The 24,796-nt window shown below is 73.4% G+C and carries 23 protein-coding genes, 2 tRNA genes and 1 other RNA gene; 15 read left to right on the forward strand and 11 right to left on the reverse strand.

The window, feature by feature from the left end:
- Window positions 1-462 (reverse strand): MerR family transcriptional regulator, encoded by a 462-nt coding sequence (locus KGD84_RS31635; protein WP_220563949.1) that lies wholly within the window; start codon window positions 460-462, stop codon window positions 1-3.
- Between the two features lie 71 nt (window positions 463-533).
- Between KGD84_RS31635 and KGD84_RS31640 the strand changes: the two genes are divergently transcribed.
- Both KGD84_RS31640 and KGD84_RS31645 read left to right on the forward strand, forming a co-directional pair.
- Window positions 534-1,697 (forward strand): oxidoreductase, encoded by a 1,164-nt coding sequence (locus tag KGD84_RS31640; protein WP_220563950.1) that lies wholly within the window; start codon window positions 534-536, stop codon window positions 1,695-1,697.
- 107 nt (window positions 1,698-1,804) lie between these two features.
- A complete protein-coding gene (locus KGD84_RS31645; RefSeq protein WP_220563951.1) occupies window positions 1,805-2,995 on the forward strand; it encodes an rRNA adenine N-6-methyltransferase family protein in 1,191 nt (396 codons plus the stop codon).
- Window positions 2,996-3,142: 147 nt separating this feature from the next.
- Here the strand turns inward: KGD84_RS31645 and KGD84_RS31650 are convergent, their stop codons facing one another.
- Window positions 3,143-3,355, reverse strand: coding sequence for a DUF6243 family protein (locus tag KGD84_RS31650; RefSeq protein WP_220563952.1), 213 nt, complete (start codon window positions 3,353-3,355; stop codon window positions 3,143-3,145).
- Window positions 3,356-3,466: 111 nt separating this feature from the next.
- On the opposite strand from KGD84_RS31650, the gene KGD84_RS31655 reads away from it, so the two are divergent.
- A complete protein-coding gene (locus KGD84_RS31655) occupies window positions 3,467-4,090 on the forward strand; it encodes a TetR/AcrR family transcriptional regulator (RefSeq protein ID WP_220563953.1) in 624 nt (207 codons plus the stop codon).
- Between the two features lie 51 nt (window positions 4,091-4,141).
- On the opposite strand, the gene KGD84_RS31660 is transcribed toward KGD84_RS31655, so the two are convergent.
- The gene (locus KGD84_RS31660; protein ID WP_260697172.1) at window positions 4,142-6,337 is read right to left on the reverse strand and encodes a DNA polymerase III subunit gamma and tau; all 2,196 of its coding nucleotides are present in this window, start codon (window positions 6,335-6,337) and stop codon (window positions 4,142-4,144) included.
- A gap of 108 nt (window positions 6,338-6,445) precedes the next feature.
- An RNA gene (ffs, locus tag KGD84_RS31665) (signal recognition particle sRNA small type) lies at window positions 6,446-6,541 on the reverse strand.
- Between the two features lie 93 nt (window positions 6,542-6,634).
- Between ffs and KGD84_RS31670 the strand changes: the two genes are divergently transcribed.
- Together KGD84_RS31670 and KGD84_RS31675 are read left to right on the forward strand one after the other, a co-directional pair.
- Complete coding sequence (locus KGD84_RS31670; RefSeq protein ID WP_220563955.1) at window positions 6,635-7,975, forward strand: DUF2252 domain-containing protein; 1,341 nt, start codon at window positions 6,635-6,637, stop codon at window positions 7,973-7,975.
- A gap of 55 nt (window positions 7,976-8,030) precedes the next feature.
- Window positions 8,031-8,118, forward strand: a tRNA-Ser gene (locus KGD84_RS31675).
- 360 nt (window positions 8,119-8,478) lie between these two features.
- Here KGD84_RS31675 and KGD84_RS31680 read toward each other — a convergent pair.
- Window positions 8,479-10,218 (reverse strand): pyruvate dehydrogenase, encoded by a 1,740-nt coding sequence (locus KGD84_RS31680; RefSeq protein WP_220563956.1) that lies wholly within the window; start codon window positions 10,216-10,218, stop codon window positions 8,479-8,481.
- 250 nt (window positions 10,219-10,468) lie between these two features.
- Here KGD84_RS31680 and KGD84_RS31685 point away from each other — a divergent pair, with 250 nt between their 5' ends.
- The 3 genes from KGD84_RS31685 (at window position 10,469) to KGD84_RS31695 (ending at window position 14,013) form a co-directional block, all read left to right on the forward strand.
- A complete protein-coding gene (locus KGD84_RS31685; protein WP_220563957.1) occupies window positions 10,469-11,248 on the forward strand; it encodes an SGNH/GDSL hydrolase family protein in 780 nt (259 codons plus the stop codon).
- 117 nt (window positions 11,249-11,365) lie between these two features.
- Entirely contained in the window at window positions 11,366-13,381 is a 2,016-nt protein-coding gene (locus KGD84_RS31690) for an NADPH-dependent 2,4-dienoyl-CoA reductase (RefSeq protein ID WP_220563958.1), read from the forward strand.
- Window positions 13,382-13,437: 56 nt separating this feature from the next.
- Window positions 13,438-14,013, forward strand: a complete 576-nt coding sequence (locus KGD84_RS31695; protein ID WP_220563959.1) for a PadR family transcriptional regulator — start codon at window positions 13,438-13,440, stop codon at window positions 14,011-14,013.
- On the opposite strand, the gene KGD84_RS31700 is transcribed toward KGD84_RS31695, so the two are convergent.
- Window positions 13,990-15,186: an ROK family transcriptional regulator gene (locus KGD84_RS31700; RefSeq protein WP_220563960.1), complete on the reverse strand. Its 1,197-nt coding sequence runs from the start codon at window positions 15,184-15,186 to the stop codon at window positions 13,990-13,992. The genes KGD84_RS31695 and KGD84_RS31700 overlap by 24 nt on opposite strands.
- A gap of 120 nt (window positions 15,187-15,306) precedes the next feature.
- Here KGD84_RS31700 and KGD84_RS31705 point away from each other — a divergent pair, with 120 nt between their 5' ends.
- Both KGD84_RS31705 and KGD84_RS31710 read left to right on the forward strand, forming a co-directional pair.
- Window positions 15,307-17,772, forward strand: a complete 2,466-nt coding sequence (locus KGD84_RS31705; protein WP_220563961.1) for a glycoside hydrolase family 2 protein — start codon at window positions 15,307-15,309, stop codon at window positions 17,770-17,772.
- Window positions 17,769-18,620 (forward strand): LacI family DNA-binding transcriptional regulator, encoded by an 852-nt coding sequence (locus KGD84_RS31710; protein ID WP_220563962.1) that lies wholly within the window; start codon window positions 17,769-17,771, stop codon window positions 18,618-18,620. The genes KGD84_RS31705 and KGD84_RS31710 overlap by 4 nt, the downstream gene beginning before the upstream one ends.
- Window positions 18,621-18,882: 262 nt before the next feature.
- Here KGD84_RS31710 and KGD84_RS31715 read toward each other — a convergent pair whose 3' ends face one another.
- The 5 genes from KGD84_RS31715 to KGD84_RS31735 form a co-directional block, all read right to left on the reverse strand.
- The gene (locus KGD84_RS31715; RefSeq protein WP_220563963.1) at window positions 18,883-19,089 is read right to left on the reverse strand and encodes a hypothetical protein; all 207 of its coding nucleotides are present in this window, start codon (window positions 19,087-19,089) and stop codon (window positions 18,883-18,885) included.
- Between the two features lie 249 nt (window positions 19,090-19,338).
- A tRNA-Ser gene (locus KGD84_RS31720) sits at window positions 19,339-19,423 on the reverse strand.
- Window positions 19,424-19,464: 41 nt separating this feature from the next.
- Window positions 19,465-19,938 carry a nucleoside deaminase gene (locus tag KGD84_RS31725; RefSeq protein WP_255646920.1) on the reverse strand — a complete coding sequence of 158 codons (474 nt, stop codon included), beginning with the start codon at window positions 19,936-19,938 and terminating at the stop codon, window positions 19,465-19,467.
- A complete protein-coding gene (locus KGD84_RS31730) occupies window positions 19,935-20,411 on the reverse strand; it encodes a tRNA adenosine deaminase-associated protein (RefSeq protein WP_220563964.1) in 477 nt (158 codons plus the stop codon). Before KGD84_RS31730 ends, KGD84_RS31725 begins: the two co-directional genes overlap by 4 nt.
- 43 nt (window positions 20,412-20,454) lie before the next feature.
- On the reverse strand, window positions 20,455-20,952 hold the full coding sequence (locus KGD84_RS31735) for a tRNA adenosine deaminase-associated protein (protein ID WP_220563965.1): 498 nt from the start codon (window positions 20,950-20,952) through the stop codon (window positions 20,455-20,457).
- Window positions 20,953-21,232: 280 nt separating this feature from the next.
- Here KGD84_RS31735 and upp point away from each other — a divergent pair, with 280 nt between their 5' ends.
- The 5 genes from upp to KGD84_RS31760 all read left to right on the forward strand — a co-directional run bounded on the left by upp (window position 21,233) and on the right by KGD84_RS31760 (window position 24,100).
- A complete protein-coding gene (gene upp / locus KGD84_RS31740) occupies window positions 21,233-21,886 on the forward strand; it encodes a uracil phosphoribosyltransferase (RefSeq protein ID WP_220563966.1) in 654 nt (217 codons plus the stop codon).
- A 402-nt stretch (window positions 21,887-22,288) separates the two neighbouring features.
- On the forward strand, window positions 22,289-22,522 hold the full coding sequence (locus KGD84_RS31745) for a hypothetical protein (protein WP_220563967.1): 234 nt from the start codon (window positions 22,289-22,291) through the stop codon (window positions 22,520-22,522).
- Window positions 22,523-22,853: 331 nt separating this feature from the next.
- The gene (locus KGD84_RS31750) at window positions 22,854-23,018 is read left to right on the forward strand and encodes a hypothetical protein (RefSeq protein ID WP_211715575.1); all 165 of its coding nucleotides are present in this window, start codon (window positions 22,854-22,856) and stop codon (window positions 23,016-23,018) included.
- An 18-nt stretch (window positions 23,019-23,036) separates the two neighbouring features.
- Window positions 23,037-23,546 (forward strand): PH domain-containing protein, encoded by a 510-nt coding sequence (locus KGD84_RS31755; RefSeq protein ID WP_220563968.1) that lies wholly within the window; start codon window positions 23,037-23,039, stop codon window positions 23,544-23,546.
- A gap of 323 nt (window positions 23,547-23,869) precedes the next feature.
- Entirely contained in the window at window positions 23,870-24,100 is a 231-nt protein-coding gene (locus KGD84_RS31760; protein ID WP_220563969.1) for a hypothetical protein, read from the forward strand.
- Window positions 24,101-24,796 lie beyond the last annotated feature (696 nt).

The following is a 24,796-nucleotide window of genomic DNA, read 5'->3' on the forward strand; positions in this document are numbered from 1 at the left end:
TCACGGCCGTCTCCTCGTCGCACCCGCGGTACCGGGTCTCGGTGTCATGTCCGTATGTCCGTTGCCTGTGAGGGTAACCGGTTCCGGGGCGGTGGGCGGGCGCGTGGCGGCCCGGGCCGCGACGGCCTCGCCGATGACCGCGTCCAGGGAGGCGCGGGTCTTCTCCAGGGAGCGGATGGCCGCCTCGATGCGCTCGCGCTCCGCCCAGAACATGTCGATCAGGTCGGGGGCGGGCTCACCGACCTCGTTGGCGTACATGCAGGGCAGGATGCCGCGGACGGTTTCGCTGTTGAGCCCGGCCGCGTACAGGCAGCGGATGCGCTCGACGCGTTCGACGCTCTCCTCGGCGTACTCCCGGTGCCCGCCCGGGGAGCGGGTGGAGGCCAGCAGGCCCTGGTCCTCGTAGTAGCGCAGGGAGCGGGGGCTGGCCCCGGTCCGCCGGGCGAGTTCACCGATCCTCATCGCGCCCCCTCTTGTGAGTCGTGACACAAAGACTTGAATCTGACATCCGTGTCAGATTTTACGCTCACGGCATGACGACGACAACGACTCGGATCGAAGCGGCCGCCCTCCCGACCGGCCACCCGCTGCTCGCCTCCTACGACCTGTCCGGCCTGGCCCTGCCCAACCGGGTGCTCATGGCCCCCATGACCCGGCTGCGCGCCGACGCGCACGGGGTCCCCACCCCGCTCATGGCCGAGTACTACGGCCAGCGCGCCGGGGCCGGGCTCATCGTCTCGGAGGGGATCGCCCCGGTGGCCGGCGGCCGCATCCACCCCCTCCAGCCCGGTCTGGACACCGCCGGGCAGATCGACGGGTGGCGAACGGTGACCGGGGCCGTGCACGCGGCCGGCGGACGGATCTTCGCGCAGCTCATGCACGGCGGACGCAACTCCCACCCCGCGAACCTCCCCGGCGGGGGGACCCCGGTCGCCCCCTCGGCGGTCGCCGCCGCCGACCGGGTGCACACCCTGGACGGCAAGGCGGACCCGGTGGTCCCGCGGGCCCTGACCGAGGAGGAGGTGCGCGGCCTGGCGGAGGCCCACGCGGAGGCGGCCCGCCGTGCGGTGAGCGCCGGGTTCGACGGGGTCGAGATCCACGGGGCGAACAGCTACCTCGTCCACCAGTTCCTGGCCGACGGCACCAACCTGCGCACCGACCGGTACGGCGGGTCCGTCGCGGGGCGCATCCGGTTCGCGGTGGAGGCGGTCGAGGCGGCCGCCGGGGCGATCGGCGCCCACCGGGTGGGGTTGCGCATCTCCCCCGGCAACACGGAGGGTGGAATGGTGGAGCGGGACCCCGCGCCGGTGTACCACGCGCTGCTGGCGGCCCTGGCCCCGCTGGGACTGGCCTACCTGCACGTCACCGACGATCCGCGGTACCCGGCGCTGGACGACCTGCGGCCCCGGTGGGCGGGGACCCTGGTGGGCAACACCGGGGAGCACGCCGAGACCACGCAGGAGAGCGCGACCGCGCTCGTCGCCTCGGGCCGGGCGGACCTGGTGTCGGTGGGGCGGCCCTACATCTTCAACCCCGACGTGGTGGAACGCATCGCCGCCGGGGTGGCATGGACGCCGATTCTGGGAAAGGACTACCACTACGGCAGCGGTCCGCACGGATACGTGGACCTGCCCCGGCACGATGCGGTTGCGACTCTCCGATCGCCCGTTTCCACCAGGGGTAATATCGAAGAGTAGCGATAATATCACTGCCGGTTGAAATCGTGCCTCCCGGGGCACAACCGTCCCGGCGGTGCGCACGAGCACCGCCGGTCACCGCAACAGGCACGGGGGTCGAGGACGTGTTGACCGCACGAGAGCGCCATTCGGCGCTGATCGAGGCGATGATCGCGGACGGCACCCTGGTCGACGCCTCGCTGATCGAGGCGTTCCGATCGGTGCCCCGACACCGGTTCATCCCCGAGACCGGGGCCCTGACCGCGCACGGCACCGCGCTCAACGCGGCCAGCGACCCCGACCTGTGGCTGTCCGCCGTCTACGCCGACAACGCGATCGTCACCAGGGTCGACGAACCCGGCGTCCTCGCCCCCCGCGACGAGAAGCAGGACCGCGAGGAACGGCGCGACCGGGGGGCCGGGGTGCCCGAGCAGCGGAGGTCGGCCTCCCGGGCCACCTCCTCCAGCGCGGCGCCCACCGTCCTGGCCCGGATGCTGGAGCTGGCCGAGCTGGCCCGCGGTCAGAAGGTGCTGGAGGTCGGCACCGGCACCGGGTGGAACACGGCGCTGCTGGCGCACCGCCTGGGCGACTCCTCGGTGGTGTCCGTGGAGATCGACGAACGCCTGGCCCGGACCGCGCGCGAGACCCTGCGCACCGAGGACCGGGCCCCGGCGGTGGTCGACGGCGACGGGTACGGGGGCTGGCCGGCGGAGTCCCCCTACGACCGGATCGTCTCCTCCTGCGGGGTGCGGCGCGTCCCGCCCGCCTGGATCGACCAGCTCGTCCCCGGCGGGCTGGCCGTGTGCCCCTGGGGCCTGCTGGAGGGCACCGGCGTGCTCGCCCGCCTGGTGTGCCCCGGCGACGGGACGGCGCGGGCGACCTTCCACGGAGGTGTGGGGTTCGTGCCGCTGCGCACGCCCGGCCCCCGGCTCCCGCCGGTGCGCGACGCCGGCCAGCAGCCCGACGAGTACCGGCTCACCCAGACCGACCCGGTGGCGCCGCTGATGGCGTTCCCGTCGGCGTTCGCGCTGTCGGTGATGGTCCCCGACTGGCGGCTGCGCCGCCGCTGGATCGGGACCGGGTCCGGGGTGTGGGTGTGCGACGGCGGGGAGTCCTGGGTCCGCGTGTACCCCTACGGCACCTCGTGGATGATCGAACAGGGCGGGCCGCGCAGCATCTGGGACGAGTTCGAGGACGCCCTGGCGGAGTGGGAGCGGCTGGGGACGCCCGACCCCGACCGGTTCGGGCTGTCGGTGGACAAGGACGGGGCGCACCGGGTGTGGCTGGACTCCCCGGACCACCCCGGCTGGCCGGTCTGAGCCCGGAGCCCGCGCGGAGCGGACCGTCCGGGGACGGGATCCGCCCCAGGGCTCGGTGAGCACGGGCGCCCCCGGACCGTGGCCGGTCCGGGGGCGCTCCTCTGTGTCCGGGGCGTCCGGGGCGCTCGCGCTCCCGCGCGTCCCCGGCTACTCCTTGTTCTCGCCCGAGTCCTCGGACCCGTCGGAGCCGTCGGAGCCGTCCGCCTGGCTGCGCTCCTTGATCTTGCGCAGCAGGTCCTCCTTGCGGCGCTGGGCGTCGGCGCTGGGGCCGCTGGGGCCGCCCCTGCCGCCCTTGGCGGTGGAGCGGGAGACGCCCCGCCCGCCGCCCAGGCCGAGGAGATTGTCGTTGTTGCGGGCCATGGGACCTCCCCCTGGGCGAGTCCGGGCTCGCCCTGTACTGTTCCGGTCTCCAGCAGATTACCTCCAGCAAGACGATACGTCTCGTCATTTTCTGGGGCTACCGTGGGAGGTATGGCACAGACCAGCACCCCGGAGGAACCGGCCCGGCCCGCACCCGATCCCCGGCGTCGCAGCGAGCGGGCGCGCAAGGCCATCCTCGCAGCCGCGGGAGAGCTGCTGGGCGAGGTCGGGTACGCCCGGCTGACCATGGAGGCGATCGCGGCCCGGGCACGGGTCGGGAAGCAGACCATCTACCGCTGGTGGCCGACCAAGGCCGCGGTGGTGTTCGACGTGTTCACGGAGCTGACCGGCGGGACCGCGGGCGAGCCGCTGCCGGACACCGGCGATCTCGACGCCGACCTGCGCACGGTACTCCACGCCATCGTCGACGAGTACGCCGACCCTCTCATGGACCGCGTCAACAGGGCGTTCATCGCCGAGATGCAGACCGACCCGGAACTGGCCCGAAGCGTGGCGGACCGGCTGCTGCTCCCCAACGTGCGGGCGTTCCAGGACCGGCTGCTGGCGGCGCGCGAGGCCGGGCAGCTGGACGCCGGAACGGACCCCGCCCTGGCGGTGGACCTGCTGCTGGCGCCGGTGCAGCAGCGCTGGCTCATGCGGTCCGGGGAGCTGACGCACCCGTACGTGGACGCCCTGGTCGACACCGTGCTGCGGGCACTGGGACCCCGGGGCTGACCCGCCCGGCCGGGCCGCCGGGGCGGGTCCGGCCGGGCCGGTCCGGCCGGGTCACAGGGAGGCGTCCGGGGCCTCGTGCTCGATCTCCTCGATGACCCTGCCGCCCAGGTGCGTCTCGATGAGGGCGGCGCCCACTCCCGGGGGGAGCCCGGCGTCGGCGGCGGGTGCCCGCTCGGGCGCCGGGGCCGCGGGCGCCTCGGCGCCCCGGGCAGGCTCCGGCTTCGGCGCCGGTGCGGCCGGGCGCGCGGCGGGGGCGGCCGGCTCGGGCCCGAAGTCCTCCGGAGGCGGGGCCGCCGCGGCGTCCTCGTAGGGGTCGGGCGGCGGCTCCTGGAGGCCGGTGACGATCCTGTCCGGCGGCGGTCCCTCCGGGGCCTGCGGCGCCGGCCGCTCCTGGGGCGCGGGCTGCGGCTGCGCGGGCTGCTCCCGGACCTCCTGGGGGCGGGCCGGGCGCTCCGGGGCCGGAGCCGGGGCCGCCGGGGCGGGGGCGTCCCACCCCGCGGGCTCGGCCGGCCGGGCGGGAGCGGGCGCGGGGGCAGGGGCGCCGCCCCCGGAGACGGCGGTCACCCGCACCTCCATGCCCAGCACCTGCTGGACGGCCGAGGCCACCACCTGGTCGCTGCCGCTGTTGCCGAAGCCCCGGGCCTCGTTGGGCCGGGAGAAGCCGAGGACGACGGCGTTGCCCTCCACTCCGACCGGACGCACGTCGCTGCCGGTCAGCACCATCCAGGTGAAGCGGCGCAGGCGCTTGACCGCGTCCAGGATCTGCGGCCAGGAGGCCTGGATCCGGCCCAGGTCCACCGCCCTGCCCTGGGGCGCGGGAGCGGACGCGGCGGGCGCGGGCGCCGCCGGGGCGGGTTCGCGCCGGGCCGGTGCGGCGTCCCAGCCGTCGGGCTCGGCGGCCCTGGGCTGCGGCTGCTGCGGCTGCTGTGCCTGCGGCGGCTGGCTCTGCTCCTGCGGCGCGGGCTGCGGCTGCGGCTGCCGGGACTGTGCCGGGGCCGGGGGCGCGGCGGGGGCCGGGGCGGGCTGCGGTGCCTGGACGGGCGCCGCCGACGCGGCGGGGGCGGCCGGGGCGGGTGCCACCGGACCCGCGGCGATCCGCCGCTCCATCTGCTCCAGCCGGGCCAGCAGCGCGCCCTGGTCGCCGTCGGCCGACGGCAGCAGGATGCGCGAGCACATCAGCTCCAGCACCAGCCGGGGCGCCGTCGCACCGCGCATCTCCGTCAGGCCCTGGTTGAGGATGTCCGCGCCGCGGGTCAGCTCGGCCGGGCCCAGCCGGGTCGCCTGGGCCTTCATCTGGTCGGCGGCCTCGGCGGCCACGTTCACCAGGCCCTTGTCCAGGGCGTCCGGGACCGCGGCCAGCACCACCAGGTCGCGGAACCGCTCCAGCAGGTCCGTGGCGAACCGCCGGGGGTCGTGGCCGCCCTCCACCATCCGGTCGATCAGGGAGAACACCGCGGCGCCGTCGCGCGCGCCCAGCGCGTCCACCATCTCGCCCAGCAGGCTGGAGTCGGTGTACCCCAGCAGGGACACCGCGCCCTCACGGGTGATGCCCTGGTCGTCCGAGCCCGCGATGAGCTGGTCCAGCACCGACAGGGTGTCGCGGGCCGAACCCGCGCCCGCCCGCACCACCAGCGGCAGCGCCGCCGGGTCGTAGGCCACCTTCTCCTGCTCCAGCAGGTCCTCCATGAGCTCCCGGAGGGTGCTCGGCGGGATCAGCCGGAACGGGTAGTGGTGGGTGCGCGACCGGATGGTGCCGATGACCTTCTCCGGCTCGGTGGTCGCGAACACGAACTTCAGGTGCGGCGGGGGCTCCTCCACCAGTTTCAGCAGCGCGTTGAAGCCCTCGCGGGTCACCATGTGCGCCTCGTCGATGATGTACACCTTGTAGCGCGAGCTGACCGGCGCGAAGAACGCGCGTTCGCGCAGGTCGCGGGCGTCGTCCACACCGCCGTGGGAGGCCGCGTCGATCTCGATGACGTCGATGCTGCCGCCGCCGTCGGGGGCCAGCGCCACACAGGAGTCGCACTCTCCGCACGGGTCGGGGGTGGGGCCCTGGGCGCAGTTGAGGGAGCGGGCCAGGATGCGCGCGCTGGTGGTCTTGCCGCAGCCCCGGGGGCCGCTGAACAGGTACGCGTGGTTGATCCGGCCGCTGCGCAGCGCCTGGCGCAGCGGTTCGGTCACGTGCTCCTGTCCGCGCACCTCGGCGAACGTCGCGGGACGGTACTTGCGGTACAGCGCGATGCTCACGGCGTGATCACTCCCCTGGTCCCTGCCACGGGTCCATTCAACCCGCGAGCACCGACAGCTCGCGCCGGTTCCGGGGAGAAACCTGGGGTGGACCGGGCCGGAGAAAACAGAAAGGACCCCCCGCGCACCCGCCAGAGCCCACTTATCCTTGCTGCCTTCCGGCCCTGGGGAGGTTCATGGGATGACGCCGCACGAGGGGTCTGCCCCGAAGTCTATCCGAACACCGGGGTGCTCGGGCAACCGGCCGGGACCGGCCACCGCGTGGCCCCGCGGCGCGCGCCGCGGGATGATGGTCGCATGTTCGACCCCCACTCCCCGGTCGACCGGTCCCCCGGGCGCCGCGACCTCATCGTCTCCGTGCTGGAGGACGCCTTCGCCGACCTGATGTCGGCGGCGCCCGCGGCGTTCCGGTTCAAGTTCCGCAGGATGGCGGCCGACCCGTTCGCCTTCTACCGGGGCAGCGCCGCCCTGTTCTACGCCGACGTCGGCGGCGCCGAGGACCCCTGGGCCGACGCGCGCACCTCCCGGGTGTGGATCCAGGGCGACCTGCACAGCGAGAACTTCGGCACCTACATGGACGCGACCGGGCGTTTCGTGTTCGACGTCAACGACTTCGACGAGGCCTACCCGGGCCACTTCACCTGGGACGTGCTGCGGCTGTCGGCGAGCATCGCCCTGACCGCCTGGCGCAAGGCCCTGTCCGACGACGACATCGACGCGCTCGTGCGCCGCTGCGTCGGCTCCTACGTCTCCCAGGTGGCGGCGTTCGCCCAGGACGGCGGCGACCGCGACTTCTCCCTCAAGCTCGGCACCACCGACGGCACCGTCCACGACGTCCTGCAGCGGGCCCGGTCCAACAGCCGCTCCGCCATGCTCCTGTCGATGACCCGGCGCCAGGGGTACACCCGGCTGTTCCGCGAGGGGCCCAAGGTGCGCCGGCTCGACGACCCGGAGCGCGAGCGGGTCCTGGCCGCCTACCGCGCCTACCTGGACACCATCCCGTCCGACCGGCGGCACGGCTCCCTCAGCTACGAGGTCAAGGACGTGGTGGGCAGCGGCGGGTTCGGCATCGGCTCGGCGGGGCTGCCCGCGTACACGTTCCTGGTGGAGGGCCCCTCCGAGGCCTGGGAGAACGACCTGGTGCTGTCGATGAAGCAGGGCAACGTCGCCGCCCCCTCCCGGGTGGTGCGCGACCCCGAGATCATGGACGCGTTCGAGCACCACGGGCACCGCACCGCCGTGTCCCAGCGGGCGCTCCAGGCCCACACCGACCCGCTGCTCGGCCACACCGAGATGGACGGGCGCGGGTTCGTGGTGAGCGAGGTGTCGCCCTACACCACCGACCTGGACTGGGACGGGCTCACCGAGCCCGCCGACATCGCGCCGGTGCTCGAATACCTGGGCCGGGCCGCCGCCAAGGCGCACTGCGTGTCCGACTCCCACGCCGACGACTCCCTCGTGGACTGGCAGGTGGAGGAGGCGCTGATGAACGTGCTGGCCGGGCGCGAGGCGGAGTTCGTGGACTGGTGCGCCGCGTTCGCGCACGCCTACGCCGCCCAGGTGCGCGCGGACCACGCGCTGTTCGTCGACGCGTTCCGCAACAACGCCATCTCCGGGGTCCGCTCCAGCCACGGCTGACGGGCCCGGAGAAACCCGTTCGAAGCACACTCCGACAACCTGTAGAGTTGTTCGCGGAGGATTCGCCTAGTGGCCTAGGGCGCACGCTTGGAAAGCGTGTTGGGTGCAAGCCCTCAGGGGTTCGAATCCCCTATCCTCCGCCACCGCCCGCCAGGGCGAGCGCAAGGCCCCGACCGGACACCGGTCGGGGCCTTCGTCGTTCGTGGTCTCATTCGGCCGCTTCCAGGGCGTCTTCCTCCCCCTGGGAAGCCTCCCAGATCAACCCGCCGACACGGTCGGCCACGTCCGCCCGAACATCGTCCACCACGTGCTGGTAGCTCTTGGCCATGGAGGGCGACGACCACCCCCATGATCCCCATGACCGCCCGTTCCGGGACTCCCAGGATGAGCAGCACGATCGCGGCCGTGTGCCGGGCGTCGTGCGGCCCGAACCCCGGGACCGGCCTCCCCCGGCAGGTCCTCCCGCTCCCGGTGACCGGCGCCGGTCCGCCGCCGGCACCCGCTCAGGGGCGGGGGATGTTGCGCAGGTTGGAGCGGGCCAGGTCGATCATGGAGCCCACCCCGCCCCGGAGCACCGTCCGGCCCGCGGACAGGGCGAACCCGACGACCTGGTCGGCGCTGATCCGCGACGGGATGGACAGCGCGTTGGGGTCGGTGACCACGTCCACCAGGACGGGCTCCGCGGCCTCGACCGCCTCGCGCAGGGCGTCGCGCACCTCGTCGGGGCGGGTGACCCGCAGGGAGCGCATCCCGATCGCCCCGGCGATCGCCGCGTAGTCCACCGGCGGGTGGTCGGTCTGGAACGCGGGCAGGCCGTCGACCATCATCTCCAGCCGCACCATGCCCAGCGACGAGTTGTTGAAGACCACGGTGGCCACCGGCAGCCGGTGCTGGTGGACGGTGATCAGCTCGCCCAGCAGCATGCTCAGCCCGCCGTCCCCGGACAGGGACACCACCTTGCGGCCCGGGGCGGCGTAGGCGGCGCCGATCGCGTGCGGCAGGGCGTTGGCCATGGTCCCGTGCGAGAAGGAGCCGATGACCCGGCGCCGCCCGTTGGGGGTGAGGTAGCGGGCGGCCCACACGTTGTTCATGCCGGTGTCGACGGTGAACACCGCGTCGTCGGGGGCCACCTCGTCCAGGACGCGCGCCACGTACTCCGGGTGGATCGGGGTGCGGTCGGCGATGTCGCCGGTGTAGGCCTCCACCACCTTGGTCAGGGCCCGCTCGTGGCGGCGCAGCATGTCGTGCAGGAAGCGGGTGTCGGACTTGTCTCCGACCAGCGGCAGCACCGAACGCAGGGTGGCGGCAACGTCGCCGTGCACGCCCAGCGCGAGCGGTACCCGGCGGCCCAGGCGGCGGGGGTCGCGGTCGACCTGGACGACGTTCTCCTCGGGCAAGAAGTCGTCGTAGGGGAAGTCGCAGCCCAGCATCAGCACCAGGTCGGCGTCGTGCAGCGCCTCGTAGCAGGCGCCGTAGCCGAGCAGGCCGATCATGCCGACGTCGTAGGGGTTGTCGTACTGGATCCACTCCTTGCCGCGCAGGGTGTGCCCGACGGGGGCCTTGACCCGCCCGGCCAGGGCCATGACCTCGCCGTGGGCGCCGCGCACCCCGGCGCCGCAGAAGAGCGCGACCTTCCCGGCGGTGTTGAGCCGCGCGGCGAGTTCCCGGACGTCGTCCTCGGCGGGCCAGGCGGTGGCGCGCACGGGGACGGACGGGGTGGTGTCGGCTCCGCCGACGGCCTTGCGGCCGGCCACGTCGCCGGGCAGGACCAGTACGGCGACGCCGGGGGTGCCCAGGGCGTGCTGGATCGCGATGCGGGCCAGCCGGGGCATCTGGTCGGGGTGGGAGACGAGTTCGCGGAACTCGGTGACGTCGCCGAACAGCCGCTCGGGGTGGGTCTCCTGGAAGAAGCCGGTGCCGATCTGCCGGGAGGGGATGTGGGAGGCCAGCGCCAGCACGGGCACCCCGCTGCGCTGGGCGTCGTAGAGGCCCTGGACCAGGTGCGTGTTGCCGGGTCCGCAGGAGCCCGCGCACACGGCCAGGCCTCCCTCGATCTGCGCCTGGGCGGCCGCGGCGAAGGCGGCCGCCTCCTCGTTGCGCACGTGGACCCAGTCGATGCCGTCGGTCCCGTGCACGGCGTCGACCACGGGGTTGAGGCTGTCGCCGACCACGCCGTAGATCCGGGTCACCCCGGCCGCGACCAGTGTCCGGACGAGCTGTTCGGCGACGGTGTTCCTGGCCATTGCGGTTCCCCCCGGAGCGCGGCGACGGTGTGCGGGGCACCGGCGGCGGCGCCCCGCGTCCCACGCTAGGAGCGCGCCCCGCCCTCCCCCCGCACCGCCACGCCCGTCCCGGCCGAGAGCGGGACCGGGGACGGTACGCGGGCGACCGCCCGGTCCGGCCTTGCGGCACCCGCCCGAGCGACTGGTACATAAGTCGACTAATCACTTTGTGGAATAGGATGCCCCCAGGCCACGAGACGAGGAGTCCGGAATGGGTCCTGGGGACGGGGTGCGCTACGTCGCGCTCGGGGACAGCCACACCGAGGGCGTCGGGGACGGGGACGACGTCACCGGCGTGCGCGGCTGGGCGGACAGGCTGGCCGAGAAGATGGCGGCGACCGGGGCGCGGGTGGAGTACGCGAACCTCGCGATCCGCGGCCGGCTGTCCGCACAGGTGCGGGCCGAGCAGCTGGAGCCCGCGCTGGCCCTGGAGCCGACCGTGGCCACGGTGTTCGCCGGCGTCAACGACGTGATCCGCTCCGGGTACGACGCCGACGCGGTCGTCGGCGACCTGGAGGCGATGTTCGCCGCCCTGACCGGGGCGGGCGCCCGGGTGGCCACGCTGACCTTCCCCGACATCGCCAAGGTGGCCCCGCTGGTGCGCCCCCTGGTGCCGCGGGTGCTGGACTTCAACGAGCGGATCCGCGCGGCGGCCGCGCGCCACGGCGTGGTGGTGGCCGATGTCGCGCGGTACGAGATCTCCACCGACCGCCGACTGTGGGCGACCGACCGGCTGCACTGCACCCCGCTGGGGCACGCCAGGATCGCCGGGGCGCTGGCCTCGGCGCTGGAGCTGCCCGGGGCGGACGGTTCGTGGGCGGAGCCGCTGCCCGCGATGCCCCGGCCGGGCGCGCTGCTGACGGTGGCCGACGAGGTCCGCTGGCTGGGCACCTTCCTCGGCCCGTGGGTGATGCGGCGGCTGCGCGGGCGCTCCTCCGGTGACGGCCGCACCGCCAAGCGCCCGGTGCCGACCCTCGTCGAGGCCGCCTGAACCGGGGCGCCCCCGCCTCCGGGGGCGGCCCGCGACCCATTTTGCAACTTGTTGCATAATGAGGGTGCGGGCCGCCCGGACAACGGTCCGCGAGGCACCCCGCGCGGAGGAGACACGATGACCGAGTACCCCCACCTGCTGGCCCCCCTGGACCTGGGCTTCACCACCCTGCCCAACCGGGTCATCATGGGCTCGATGCACCTGGGGCTGGAGGAGCACCCCGGCGGCTTCGAGCGGATGGCCGCCTTCTACGCCGAGCGCGCCCGCGGCGGGGTCGGTCTCATCATCACCGGCGGCATCGGCCCCAACGACCGCGGAGCCACCTTCAAGGGCGCCGCCAAGCTCACCAACGGCGACGAGGTCGAGCAGCACCGGATCATCACCGGGGCCGTGCACCGCGAGGGCGGCCGCATCGCCATGCAGATCCTGCACACCGGGCGCTACTCGTTCAACGAGGACCTCGTCGCCCCCAGCGCGATCCAGGCCCCCATCAACCCCTTCACCCCGCACGAGCTCACCGCCGACGAGGTCGAGCAGACCATCGAGGACTTCGCGAACGCCGCCGCCCTGGCCCGCGAGGCCGGGTACGACGGCGTCGAGATCATGGGCTCCGAGGGCTACCTCATCAACCAGTTCATCGTCGCGGCCACCAACAGGCGCGACGACGAGTGGGGCGGCTCCTACGAGAACCGCATGCGCTTCCCCGTCGAGATCGTGCGCCGGGTCCGCGAGCGGGTCGGCACCGACTTCATCATCGTCTACCGCCTGTCCATGCTGGACCTGGTGCCCGACGGCTCCACGTTCGACGAGGTCGTCCGGCTCGCCAAGGCCGTCGAGGCGGCCGGGGCCACCATCATCAACACCGGCATCGGCTGGCACGAGGCGCGCATCCCCACCATCGCCACCTCCGTGCCGCGCGGCGCCTACGGCTGGGTCACCGAGAAGCTCATGGGCGAGGTGTCCGTCCCCCTGGTGGCGGTCAACCGCATCAACACTCCCGAGGTGGCCGAGGAGATCATCGCGAGCGGCCGGGCCGACATGGTCGCCATGGCCCGCCCCTTCCTCGCCGACCCCGAGTTCGTGGCCAAGGCCGCCGCCGGGCGCTCCGAGGAGATCAACACCTGCATCGGCTGCAACCAGGCCTGCCTGGACCACACCTTCAGCCTCAAGATCACCTCCTGCCTGGTCAACCCGCGCGCCTGCAACGAGACCGAGCTGGTGCTCTCCCCCACCCGCCTGCGCAAGCGGGTCGCCGTCGTCGGCGCGGGCCCCGCCGGGCTGGCGTTCTCGGTGTCGGCCGCCGAACGCGGCCACGAGGTCACCCTGTTCGACGCCGCCGACGAGATCGGCGGGCAGCTGAACATGGCCCGCCGGGTGCCCGGCAAGGAGGAGTTCGACGAGACCCTGCGCTACTTCCGGGTGCAGCTCGACAAGCACGGTGTGGACGTGCGCCTCAAGACCGAGGTGGGCGCCGACGACCTGGCCGGGTACGACGAGGTCGTGCTGGCGACCGGCGTCAGCCCGCGCACCCCGGAGATCCCCGGGATCGACCACCCCAAGGTGGTCGGCTACGTCGACGTGCTGCGCGAGAACGCCCCGGTGGGCGAGCGCGCCGCCGTCATCGGCGCGGGCGGCATCGGGTTCGACGTCGCCGAGTTCCTCACCGACGGCGGCGGGCGTGCCTCCCTGGACCCGGACGAGTTCTTCCGCCAGTGGGGCGTGGACACCGGCCACACCACCCCCGGCGGCCTGCGCGCCCCCGAGCGCCCCGCCCCGCCGCGCCGCGTCCACCTGCTCCAGCGCAAGGCCAGCAAGGTCGGCGCGGGGCTCGGCAAGACCACCGGGTGGATCCACCGCCTGGAGATGCGCCACCGGGGCGTGGAGATGCTCGCCGGGGTCGAGTACACCCGGATCGACGACGAGGGCCTGCACATCGTGGTCGGCGGCGAGCCCCGGCTGCTGGAGGTGGACACCGTCGTGGTGTGCGCCGGCCAGGACCCGCGCCGCGACCTGGCCGACGCGCTGGCCGGGCGCGGGGTGACCCCGCACCTCATCGGCGGCGCCGACGTGGCCGCCGAGCTCGACGCCAAGCGCGCCATCGACCAGGGCACACGCCTGGCCGCGGCACTCTGACCGCCCCGTACGGCGGGCGCGGAGGCGCGCCCGCCGGCCGAACCTAGAATGCGCACATGTCCCTGCCCCACGCCATCCTGACCGCCCTGCTGGAGAAGCCCTCCTCCGGGTCCGAGCTGACCCGGCGGTTCGACAGGTCGATCGGGTACTTCTGGTCGGCGACCCACCAGCAGATCTACCGGGAGCTGGGCAAACTCGAACAGGCCGGGCTGATCCGCGCGCTGCCCTCGCCGGTCCCCACGCGGGGGCAGAAGAAGGAGTACGAGGTCCTGCCCGAGGGCCGCGAGGAACTGCGCGCCTGGGTGGACCGCCGGGAGGACCCCAAGGTGTCCCGGGACCCGCTGCCGCTGCGCCTGCGCGCCGCCGGGGTGGTGGGCGTGGGCGACCTGCTCCCCGAACTGGTCCGCCACCGCGACCTGCACCGCGCCCGGCTGGAGGAGTACCGGCGGTTCGAGCGCCGGGACTACCCGAACGGCCCGCGCACCGAGCAGGAGCGCATCCAGCTGCTGGTGCTGCGCGGCGGTATCGACATGGAGACCGGCTGGGTCTCCTGGCTCGGCCGCGCCGTGGAGGAGCTCTCCGCGGCCGCACCCGCGACCCCCGCGGCCTCAGCCGACCGGGACGGGGCCTGACTCCGACAGGTCCTCGGGCAGCCTCAGCCCGGGCGTGCGCAGCGGGGTCAGCGCCGAGCCGAGCACCATCGCCGCCGCGCCGATCGCCGGGGCGGTGTCGGCGAACTCCGACAGCCGCACCCGCACCGGGTCCCCCGGTCGGCCCGCGAACGCGCCCTCCAGCTCCCGCCGCACCGCCGGGAGGTAGGTCGCGCCCGCGACCGCCTGCCCCGTTCCGGTGAGCACCACCAGGTCCGGGTCCAGCACGCCGACGAGGGTGCGCACCGCCACCGCCGTGTACCGGGCGGACCGCTCCAGCAGGGCCCGCGCCGCTGCGTCCCCTCCCCGCGAGGCCCGGACCACCGCCGCGAACCCCGCGGTCACCGAGGCCGTAGCGCCGTCCGTTCCGGGCACCCCGGAGACCCCCGCGTCGCGTGCGGCCGCGACCACGGCGGCGGGGCCCGCCACCGCCTCCAGGCAGCCCCGGGCCCCGCAGGCGCAGGGCGGCCCCTCGATGTCCACGCACACGTGGCCCAGCCCGCCCGCGCGGCCGTGCGCGCCGCGGTAGGGGACGCCGTCGACCAGCACCCCCGCCCCCAGGGACGCGCCGGTGTGCACCGCCACCAGGACCGAGGAGCGCCCGGCCGAGCCCGACCAGTACTCCCCCAGGGCGGCCGCGGTCGCGTCGTCGCCGGTGACCACCGGCAGGCCGGAGGCCCGCTCCAGCTCCCGGCCCCCGTCCGCGCCGCCGGAGGCGGACACCAGGCCGATGCCCAGCAGCCGCGCGCGGTCCACCCCGGCCCCCTCGACCAGGGCGTCCACCCGGCGGGCCGTGCTCTCGGGCTCTCCCCCGGGGTCGGCGTCCCGGGGCCCGGGGTGGGACATCCGGGAGACGACGGCGCCGGTCAGGTCGGTGAGCGCGTAGGTGGTGCCGCCCGCGTCCAGGTGCACGCCGACGGCGAACCGGGAGGCGGGGGCCAGGCGCAGCAGCACCCGGGGCTTGCCGCCGGTGGACTCGGCCCGGCCGACCTCGGTCACCAGGCCGTCGGCGAGCAGCCCGCGCACGACGGTGGAGACCGTGGCCGGGGTCAGCCCGGTGGCGCCCGCCAGCCCGGACCGGCTGATGGTCCCGGCCGCCCGGATGACGTCGAGGACCGTGGCCCGGCTCGACGTGTGGGGAATGGCCCGTCCCAAGGGAACCTCCGGCTGTGCCGCGTGTTCGGTGCGCCCCAGGGTAGCCGCCACTCCTCTCTTGACTTACTTAGTTCATTGAAGAAAGAATCCTCGCACCACAGCCCGCATCCGAGGAGCACGATGCCCAGCCACACCCTCCACGACGGATGGCGCCTGACCGCCACCGCCGGCCCCGTCCCCGAGAACATCGCCGGCCGGGAGATCCCCGCGGCGGTGCCCGGCAGCACCCACCTCGACCTGCTGGCCGCCGGCCTCATCCCCGACCCCTACCTGGACGCGGCCGAGGCGGAGCTCGCCTGGGCGCACCGCACCGACTGGCGCTACACCCTCACCTTCGACGCCGACGCCCCCGCCGACGGTGAGCGCGTCGACCTCGTCTTCGACGGCCTGGACACCATCGCCACCGTCACCCTCAACGGGCACGTGCTCGGCACCTCCGCCAACATGCACCGCTCCCACCGCTTCGACGCCCGCGCCGCCCTGCGCGCCGGGTCCAACGAGCTGACCGTCGACCTGCGCTCCGCGCTGGCCTACGCCGAGGAGCAGCGCGAACGCCTGGGCGCCCGCCCCCACGTCAACGCGCACCCCTACAACATGGTCCGCAAGATGGCCTGCTCCTTCGGCTGGGACTGGGGGCCCGACCTCCAGACCGCGGGCATCTGGAAGCCGGTCCGCCTGGAGCGCTGGACCACCGCCCGCCTGGCCGGCGTCCGCCCCCTGGTGACCGTCGACCCCGACGGCACCGGCCGGGTCGAGGTCCACGCCGACATCGAACGCGCCGGGGAGGACCCCCCCCTCGTCCTCACCGCCACGGTCGCGGGGCGCACCGCCACCGCCGCCCTGGCCGCCGACGCGACATCGGGGACCGTCACCGTCGAGGTGCCGGACGCCGACCTGTGGTGGCCCGTCGGCTACGGCGACCAGCCGCTGTACGACCTCGACGTCACGCTGGGCCGGGACGGGGCGGAGCCGGACACCGCGCACCGCCGCATCGGCTTCCGCACCGTCACCGTGGACACCGAGCCCGACGCCCACGGCACCCCCTTCACCGTGACCGTCAACGGCCGCCCGATCTTCGCCAAGGGCGCCAACTGGATCCCCGACGACCACTTCCTCACCCGGATCACCCGCGAGCGGCTCGAACAGCGCGTCGGCCAGGCCGTCGACGCGCACATGAACATGCTGCGCGTCTGGGGCGGCGGCATCTACGAGACCGAGGACTTCTACGACGTCTGCGACGAGCGCGGCGTCCTCGTCTGGCAGGACTTCCTGCTGGCCTGCGCGGCCTACCCCGAAGAGGAACCGCTGTGGGGCGAGTTCGAGGCCGAGGCCCGGGAGAACGTCGCCCGCCTGTCCTCCCACCCCTCCCTCGCCCTGTGGAACGGCGGCAACGAGAACCTGTGGGGCCACGAGGACTGGGGCTGGAAGGAGCAACTGGGCGACCTCACCTGGGGCCACCGGTACTACACCGAGCTGTTCCCCCGCATCGTCGCCGAGCTCGACCCCACCCGGTTCTACTCCGACGGCAGCCCCTACTCCCCCGGCCTCACCCCCGAGGAGTCCCACCCCAACGCCGAGGCGCACGGCACCCGCCACGAGTGGGACGTGTGGAACCGCACCGACCACCGCGCCTACCGGGACATCGTGCCCCGGTTCTGCTCCGAGTTCGGGTTCCAGGGGCCGCCCACCTGGTCCACCCTCACCGAGTGGATCCACGACGAGCCGCTCACACCCGAGTCCCCCGTCTTCCTCCTCCACCAGAAGGCCGAGGACGGCAACGGCAAGCTCGCCCGCGGCCTGACCCTGCACCTGCCCACGCCCACCACCTTCGCCGACTGGCACTGGGCCACCCAGCTCAACCAGGCCCGCGCCGTGGCGCTCGGGGTGGAGCACTACCGGTCCTGGTGGCCGCGGACCGCCGGGTCCCTGGTCTGGCAGCTCAACGACTGCTGGCCGGTCACCTCGTGGGCGGCCGTGGACGGGCAGGGGCGGCGCAAGCCCCTCTGGTACGCGCTGCGCGCCGCCCACGCCCCGCGCCTGCTCACCCTCCAGCCCCGTGACGGGCGGCTCGTCCTCATCGCCGTCAACGACACCGACGAGCCGTGGGAGGCTCCGCTGCGGGTGGAGCGCCGGCACTTCGGGGGCGGGATACTGGACGGCACCGAGACCGCGCTGGCCGTACCGCCGCGGTCCACGGCCGAGTACGAACCGCCCCGGTCGCTGCTGGCGACCGCCGACGACACCCGGGAGGTGCTGGTGGCCACCGCCGGCGACACCCGCCTGGTGCACCCCTTCCGCGAGGACGTCCACCTGGCCTACGACCCCGACGCCCTCACCGCCGAGGCCGAGCCCGCCCCCGGCGGGTACCGGGTCCGGGTGAGCGCCGCGTCGCTGGCCCGCGGCGTGTCCGTGCTCGCCGACCGGGTCGCCCCCGACGCCGAGGTGGACGACATGCTCGTCGACCTGCTTCCGGGAGAGTCGCACACCTTCCTGGTGCGCACCGCGGCCGAGGTCGACCCGGCGGAGTTCACCCGGGAGCCGGTGCTGCGCAGCGCGGCCTCCCTGCACCCCCGCGGGAAGCGATGAGCGCGCCGGAGCGCGCAGGCGCGGTCGGGCTGGTCCTGGCCCGGCCGCGCCGTCTGCTGAGCGCCGAGCCGTTCTTCATGGAGTTCATCGGCGGCATCGAGGAGCGGCTGGCCGCCCACGACATGTGGGTGATGCTGCACCTGGTGTCCACCCCCGAGGAGGAGGCCGCCGCCCACCGCCGCTGGGCCGAGCGGGGGGTGGTGGACGCCGTCGCGGTGGTCAACCCCACGGTCGACGACCCGCGCCCGGAGCTGCTGCGCGAGCTGGGGCTGCCGTTCGTGGTGGCCGGCGCGCCCGAGGGCGCGGGCCTGCCCGGGGTCCTCTCCGACCACGCCTCCCCCGTACGGGAGGCGGTGGAGCGGCTGCACGGGCTCGGGCACCGCCGCATCGCCCGGGTCGGCGGCCCGGCACGGCTGCTGCACACCCGCGCCCGCACGGACGCCCTCACCGCGGTCTGCGCCGAAGCGGGCCTGCCCGCGCCGGTGACCGCCGAGGGCGACTACTCGCACGAGGCGGGCGCGCGGCTCACCGCGGAGCTGCTGTCGGCCGAGCGGCCGCCCACGGCGATCCTGTACGACAACGACGTGATGGCGGTCGGCGGCCTGGAGGCGGCCCGCTCGCTGGGCGTGGACGTCCCCTCCCGGCTGAGCCTGGTCGCCTGGGACGACTCCACCCGCTGCCGCCTGGTCTCCCCCGAGCTGAGCGCGATGACCGTCGACGTGCACCGGTACGGGACCCTGGTCGCCGAGGCCGCCCTGGAGGCGGCCCGGGGCCTGCCCGTCCCCGAACGCTGGTCGCCCGCCGCCCGCTTCACCGCCCGCGGCAGCACGGGTCCCGCCCCGGAGTAGGGGTGTCGACGTGTCGACGAGCGGTCCTGTCGACGGATCCCCCCGCGGACCCGTCGACACGTCGACATCCCGACATGCCCCTTCACCGCCCTACCGCCCTGTCGACCCCGGCGGTGCCCCCGGCTCCCACACCGCGCACGCGGTCCGGCCGGTCGGCAGGGCCGGGGCGCTGTCGCGTTTCAGCCGCACCGCTTCGCTCCCGGTGCGGGCGACGACACGCTCTGCACTGTCGGTGAACAACCCGAACCTGCCGGGGCCCGGCTCACTCGAGAGAGGGCTCCCGTGTCCGCGAGGAGGTGACCGGGTGGCACTTCGAGCGGCGGTTCCACCGGCCGAGGCCGATCACGAGGGCGAGGAAGGCGGTCTGCCCCAGTGCCATGGGCAGGCTGGTGAAGAACCACATCATGAAGAACACGTAGGCCAAGGCCGCGGACCAAGCGGCGACCACGTTCCAGCGAGGTCTCGTCACGACACGATCCTAGAGGCGCTCGGACATCCCCGCACTGGTGGGAGTGAGGCCGGCCCGAACGGTTCGCCACCGGTCACAGAGGAGGGTGCCCGGAAAAGTCGTGCGGAGGCCGCGGACGCCGCACCGGGCCCCGGACACGCGAAAGGCCGGCCTCTCCGACCGTGTGCACGTACGTGCACCGGCCCGGATCAACCGGCCCTCGCTACCTCTACCGGCCTGACGCTCACCTGCGTGAACACCGGCTCTGAGCGGTGGAGGAGGGATTTGAACCCTCGAAGGGTTGCCCCTTACCCGCTTTCGAGGCGGGCGCCATCGGCCACTAGGCGACTCCACCGCGGGTAACTCTACCGGATCGGAGAGGGTGCGGAAAACCGGTTACCCCCGGCGCCGCGCGAAGAACCGGGTGAGCAGGTCGGAGCAGGCGGCGGCGACGTCCTCGCCCACCAGGTCGGACGGGATCACCTCGGGCCGGTGGTTCAGGCGCGGGTCGCGGACCAGGTCCCACAGCGATCCCGCGGCGCCCGCCTTGGGGTCGCGGGCGCCGTACACCAGCCGGTCCACCCGGGACAGCACCGTGGCGCCCGCGCACATGACGCAGGGTTCCAGGGTGACCGCCAGCGTGCAGCCGGACAGGCGCCACTCGCCGCGGTGTCGGGCGGCGGCGCGCAGGGCCAGGATCTCGGCGTGCCCGGTCGGGTCCCCGGTGGCCTCGCGCTCGTTGTGCCCGCGGCCGATCACCTCGCCGCCGGGGTCGAGCACCACCGCGCCCACCGGGACGTCCCCCGTGGCCAGGGCCAGTTCGGCCTCGGCCAGGGCCGCGCGCAGCGCGGCGTCCAGGGCCGTGTTCACAGGCGCATGCCGTCCAGGAGTTCGCCGAACCCGGCACGGTCGGCCACGACCGCCAGGACGTCGCTGGGCAGGACGCCGCTGCCGACGGACAGCGAGCGCAGCTCGTCGGCCGGGACCCCGAAGTCCTCCAGCAGCCCGGCGTCGCCCCCCGGGGCCGCGCCCCGGGAGGTGTCGGGGGCGCCCGCGCCCACCAGCGTGCCGGCCTCGGCCAGCACCTCGGCCAGCGGGTACTCCTCCACGGCACGGGCGTCGGACAGGTACACCCGGGGCTCCCCGTCCTCGTAGGCGCGCACGATGGCGAACCACTCGTCGTCGACCTCCACGAGGAGGACGGCGGACGGGGCACCCGTGTCCGTGGCGAAGTCGAGCGTCAGTTCGGTGACGTCGTCGACGACGTCCACCTCGCCGAGTTCGAGCTCGGTTCCCCGCCACGTCCCGCCGTCGGGTGCGAAGACGGCTGCGAAGGTCGACACCGCGTGCTCTCCTAGCTCTCCGGGCTGTACTTCGTGGGGTCCCTTACCCCATCGCGTCGAGGACACGCTGGAAGGCCTGCGCGAATCCGAGGCGTTCGGAGATGCTGGCCAGCACCTCGTCCGGGTACAGGTCGAGATCGCCGGCCAGCGCGCCCAGCTCCATCTCGTCCAGACCCAGGTCCGCGACGATCGACAGGTCCCCCGCGGGCAGGACCTGGTCGAGATCATCGTCGTCGGGCTGGTCGATGTCCAGGTGGTCGAGGACGTCCCGCGCCACCTGCCAGTCGACGGACGCGGTCACGTCGGACAGGAACAGGGACACCTCCCCGCCGTACACGCGCACGAGGATGAAGAAGTCGTCGCCCACCGAGACCAGACCGATGGTCCCGCTGATACTGGGTTGCTGGCGCAGGGCGTGGATCAGTCCCTTGAGGTCGTGCACCAGGGCGACCGGCAGGAGGTCGACCTCCCAGTACTCCTCTTCCCGGAACGCCACGGCCGCGAAGTCGCCCGAGTCGTCATCATGATCGAGCACTGTCATCGTCACCCCAACCCGGCCGGTGCCATCAGTCCGGACGAAGGAACCCCGGATCGCCCGTGCGAGTGACATGGTAACGATCACTCCGCGCCCGCTGTGGCCCTTGTCCGCTTCAGTCCGACAACGCTCTCACGACTTCGGGGGGCGCGGTCCCACCGGGGGCTTCCGCGGGGGTCCGGCGGGCCTGTTCGCGCACCCTTCCGGGTGGGTGCGCACGGTTAGACTCTGCCTGGCTCAGCTCCCCGGCCACCGTCCCGTCATCCCAGCTCACCCGGAGACCACCTTGGAAACCCTGGTCGTCGACCACCCCTTGGTCGCGCACAAACTGACCACCCTGCGCGACGTGCGGACCGACTCCCCGACCTTCCGGCGCCTGACCGACGAGCTGGTGACCCTGCTCGCCTACGAGGCGACCCGGGACGTCCGCGTGACGGAGGTCACCATCGAGACGCCTCTGGTGGAGACCACGGGGGCGCAGCTGAGCCGGCCCACCCCCCTGGTGGTGCCGATCCTGCGCGCCGGGCTGGGCATGCTCGACGGGATGACGCGCCTGCTTCCCACCGCCGAGGTCGGCTTCCTGGGGATGGCCCGCGACGAGGAGACCCTGCAGCCCGCGACGTACGCCGACCGGCTGCCGCAGGACCTGTCGGGCCGCCAGTGCTATGTGCTCGACCCGATGCTGGCCACCGGCGGCACCCTGGCCGCCGCGCTCAAGCTGCTGGTGGACCGGGGCGCCGACCACATCACGGCGATCTGCCTGCTGGCCGCCCCCGAGGGCCTGGTCGCGGTGGAGCAGAAGCTGACCGAAACCCTGGCGGCGGACCACGGCGCGACGCTGCGCGTGGTGACGGCGGCGGTGGACGAGCGGCTCAACGAGAACGGCTTCATCCTTCCGGGGCTGGGCGACGCGGGCGACCGGCTGTACGGCTGCGCCTGACTCCTCCGTCCCGAGCGCCCGACCGGTCCTCCGGTCGGGCGCTTTTTCGGCTGTTTTCAGATCCGGATGAATGAATGGCCGAAAACGGGGCACAGTGCTGCTACGACCCGCCATCGCCCCAGGCCGTGAGGCCGCAGGGCGGGCCGCACCCAAGGGCGACACACCGAACCGCATTATCCGAATTCATTTTGAGACGGGAACGTAACCGACAGCAGTGATCATGGTTCTTGGTCGCCCGTAACCAGGAACCCCCACGGCCCGAAACCACCCCAGGACGTAGTCCACCCGAAACCGAACGCCTCGCCCCCTCGGGCGCGGCCCTCAGGTGACCCCCGGGCGACTACGCAACGCCCCCGTGCGCGCACGCTGAGCCATCCGTCTCCCGAGCCCTCAAGGAGAGAGATGCCCGAGACCACCTCCGCCCCCACGACCACCGACCAGCGCTTCGCCTCCGTGGTGGACCTCCTCTCGTCGGAGTTCTCCGGCGTGCACCACGAGTCCACCGTGACCCGGTGCGTGGACGCGGCCCGGCACGGGGCCGAAGAGGTCACCGGCAGCGCCACTCCGGACCTCGTCGAGCGGATCGCCCGGCAGCACCTCCAGGTGCTCGCCCTGGCGTTCGCGGAACAGCGCTGACACCCCTCTCCGCCTTCGGGGGAAATCCGCGCTGCACGGAGACCGGTTTTCGGGCCGGCCGACACTCACGAGGGGTTTCGGACCTGGCCATCCCGTCCGGCTTTGCCAGAAATGCCAACCTAAACCTCCTGACCTGCACCGGTAGGCGGCCGATTTTCGGCCCCCGTGTCACCTGGTGCACAACCGCACCGGAACCGGACACAGCCCGCAAGCAAGGAAGGTCCGACATACCGCCACGCCGAGGGTGCGCCCCAGGCTTTACGGGCAGGACCCCCAATGCGACAATCGCTGCTGGGTCGGTGGGTCAGGTGGATTCCAAGGGGAGTCGGTCGTGGCGAAGTTGAAGAAATGGGGCGGCTACGCTCTCATCTTTTTCGTGGCGTTTTATCTGCTCACGCAGCCCGAAAGCGCGGCGGGCGTGATCCAGAGCGCACTCGGGGGACTGATGGGCGGCGCCGAGTCGATGTCGCGCTTCGTCAACGCACTGCTGCCGTAGTGGGGATGGTCGGGTGCCATGCGCCTCGTAGCGTCGAGTAACAGCGCCCCGGCGTCGGTCAACCGCTACCTGCTCCCGCACGAGCAGGACGTGGTCACCATCCGGAGGCATCCCGCGGTCCTGATCGGACCGGTGGGCGCGGTCCTGGGTGCCCTGATCGTGGCCGGGATCCTCAGCAATACGCAGATCGCGGACACCCCGGCCGCCCTGGCCATCATCTGGTGGCTGTGGCTGCTGGTGTTGGTGTGGTTCGTGTGGCAGGTCGCGGAGTGGTCGGTCGACTACTTCGTCATCACCTCCGCGCGCCTGCTGCTGACGACGGGGCTGATCACCCGGCAGGTCAACATGATGCCGCTGGGCAAGGTCACCGACATGAGGTTCGAGCGCAGCCTGCTGGGCCGGTTCCTCGGATACGGGACCTTCGTGATGGAGTCCGCCGGTCAGGACCAGGCCCTGAGCAGGATCGACTTCATCCCGTACCCGGAGCAGCTGTACCTGGAGGTCGTGGGGCTCATCTTCAAGGAGTAGCCCGGCGCGCAGTCCGACAGGGCACCCGTCCACAGGACGGGTGCTTCTTGTTTTCCCCCGCGTTCCCGGCCGCTCCGGCCCCGCCCCGCGAACCCCCGCAGGGTTGCCCGGTTCCCCTCTCGTTCACCTCTCGTTCACCTTGGCGCGGAGCCCTCCCGCGCCCTCCCGGGAGCCCTCGCAAAGAACGCCTGCCACCAGCGCGTTTCGATACACGATGACGGCGGGAGGATCCCTTGTGACGGAGCCCCCACGGAAAATGAATTGACCCAAAGGTGAACATAGGGTTAACTAGGGTCATCTGATACGGAAACGAGGAGGGCACCATGGCGCGCAGGACAGACCGTGCACCGCACCCGACTCGCTCCGTCGACGCCCGTCGACGCACGCGTTCCGCCGAAGAGACCCTCCGCATGTCCGGCCTCGCGCCGGACGCCGTGAGCGTTCCCCGGCCGCGCGAGGACGCCGACGCCATCAGCTCCGGGCACCCGATCATGCACTGGGTGCTGGTCGCCGACGAGACCGGCCGCACCCGTCCCGAGGCCCGCTGGCTGTAGCAGGGCATCAACGACGCCCGCCCCCTTCCGGCAGCGCCGGACAGGGGGCGACCGGTGTTCGCACCGGACGCGAGAGAGCGAGTCCGAAGGGCCGTCCCGCACAGCGGGGCGGCCCTTCGCCGTTCCCGGGGCCGGGCCGGCCCCGGCGATCCCTCGCCTTGTCGACTTATCGGCTTGAAGCAATATCGCTGTTTCAGCCATCCCCAAAGGCGCCCACCGAGAGTGATCCGCGTCTCACAAGATTCCCCCTTGACTCTCAAAGAAACGAGACGTACCGTCTTGCACATGAGGCTGTAATCCTTCCTGTGATCCCGCGTCCGACGCCCGTGTCAGAGCACGACGCGCACCCGCCGCACCCCGGCGGGCCCGCGCGGCTCCACCGGCGCCGCCGTCCCGCGGTCGATCCGGTACGGCCTCTTCGTCGTTCCCGCACCCCGAGCCCGCGCTCCCCGCGCGTCCGCTCTCCGGGTGCCCGCACGGCGGAACGCCCTCCGACGGCCCGCGGCCCGCTCCACCGGCCCCACCGCAGCAGAGAGGCACACCCCTGCGCACCCCACGAGTCCGACCCGCAGCCCCCGCCGCCGAGACCGCACGAGGAGGCGCGCGCATGCGTACCGCACCGTCCCGACCCGCACTCCCCGACACCGAGACCACCCGAGGAGGCGCATCCTTGCGCACCGCCCCGCCACGCCCCGC

The organism is Nocardiopsis changdeensis (assembly GCF_018316655.1).
In the GTDB taxonomy this organism is placed as follows: domain Bacteria; phylum Actinomycetota; class Actinomycetes; order Streptosporangiales; family Streptosporangiaceae; genus Nocardiopsis; species Nocardiopsis changdeensis.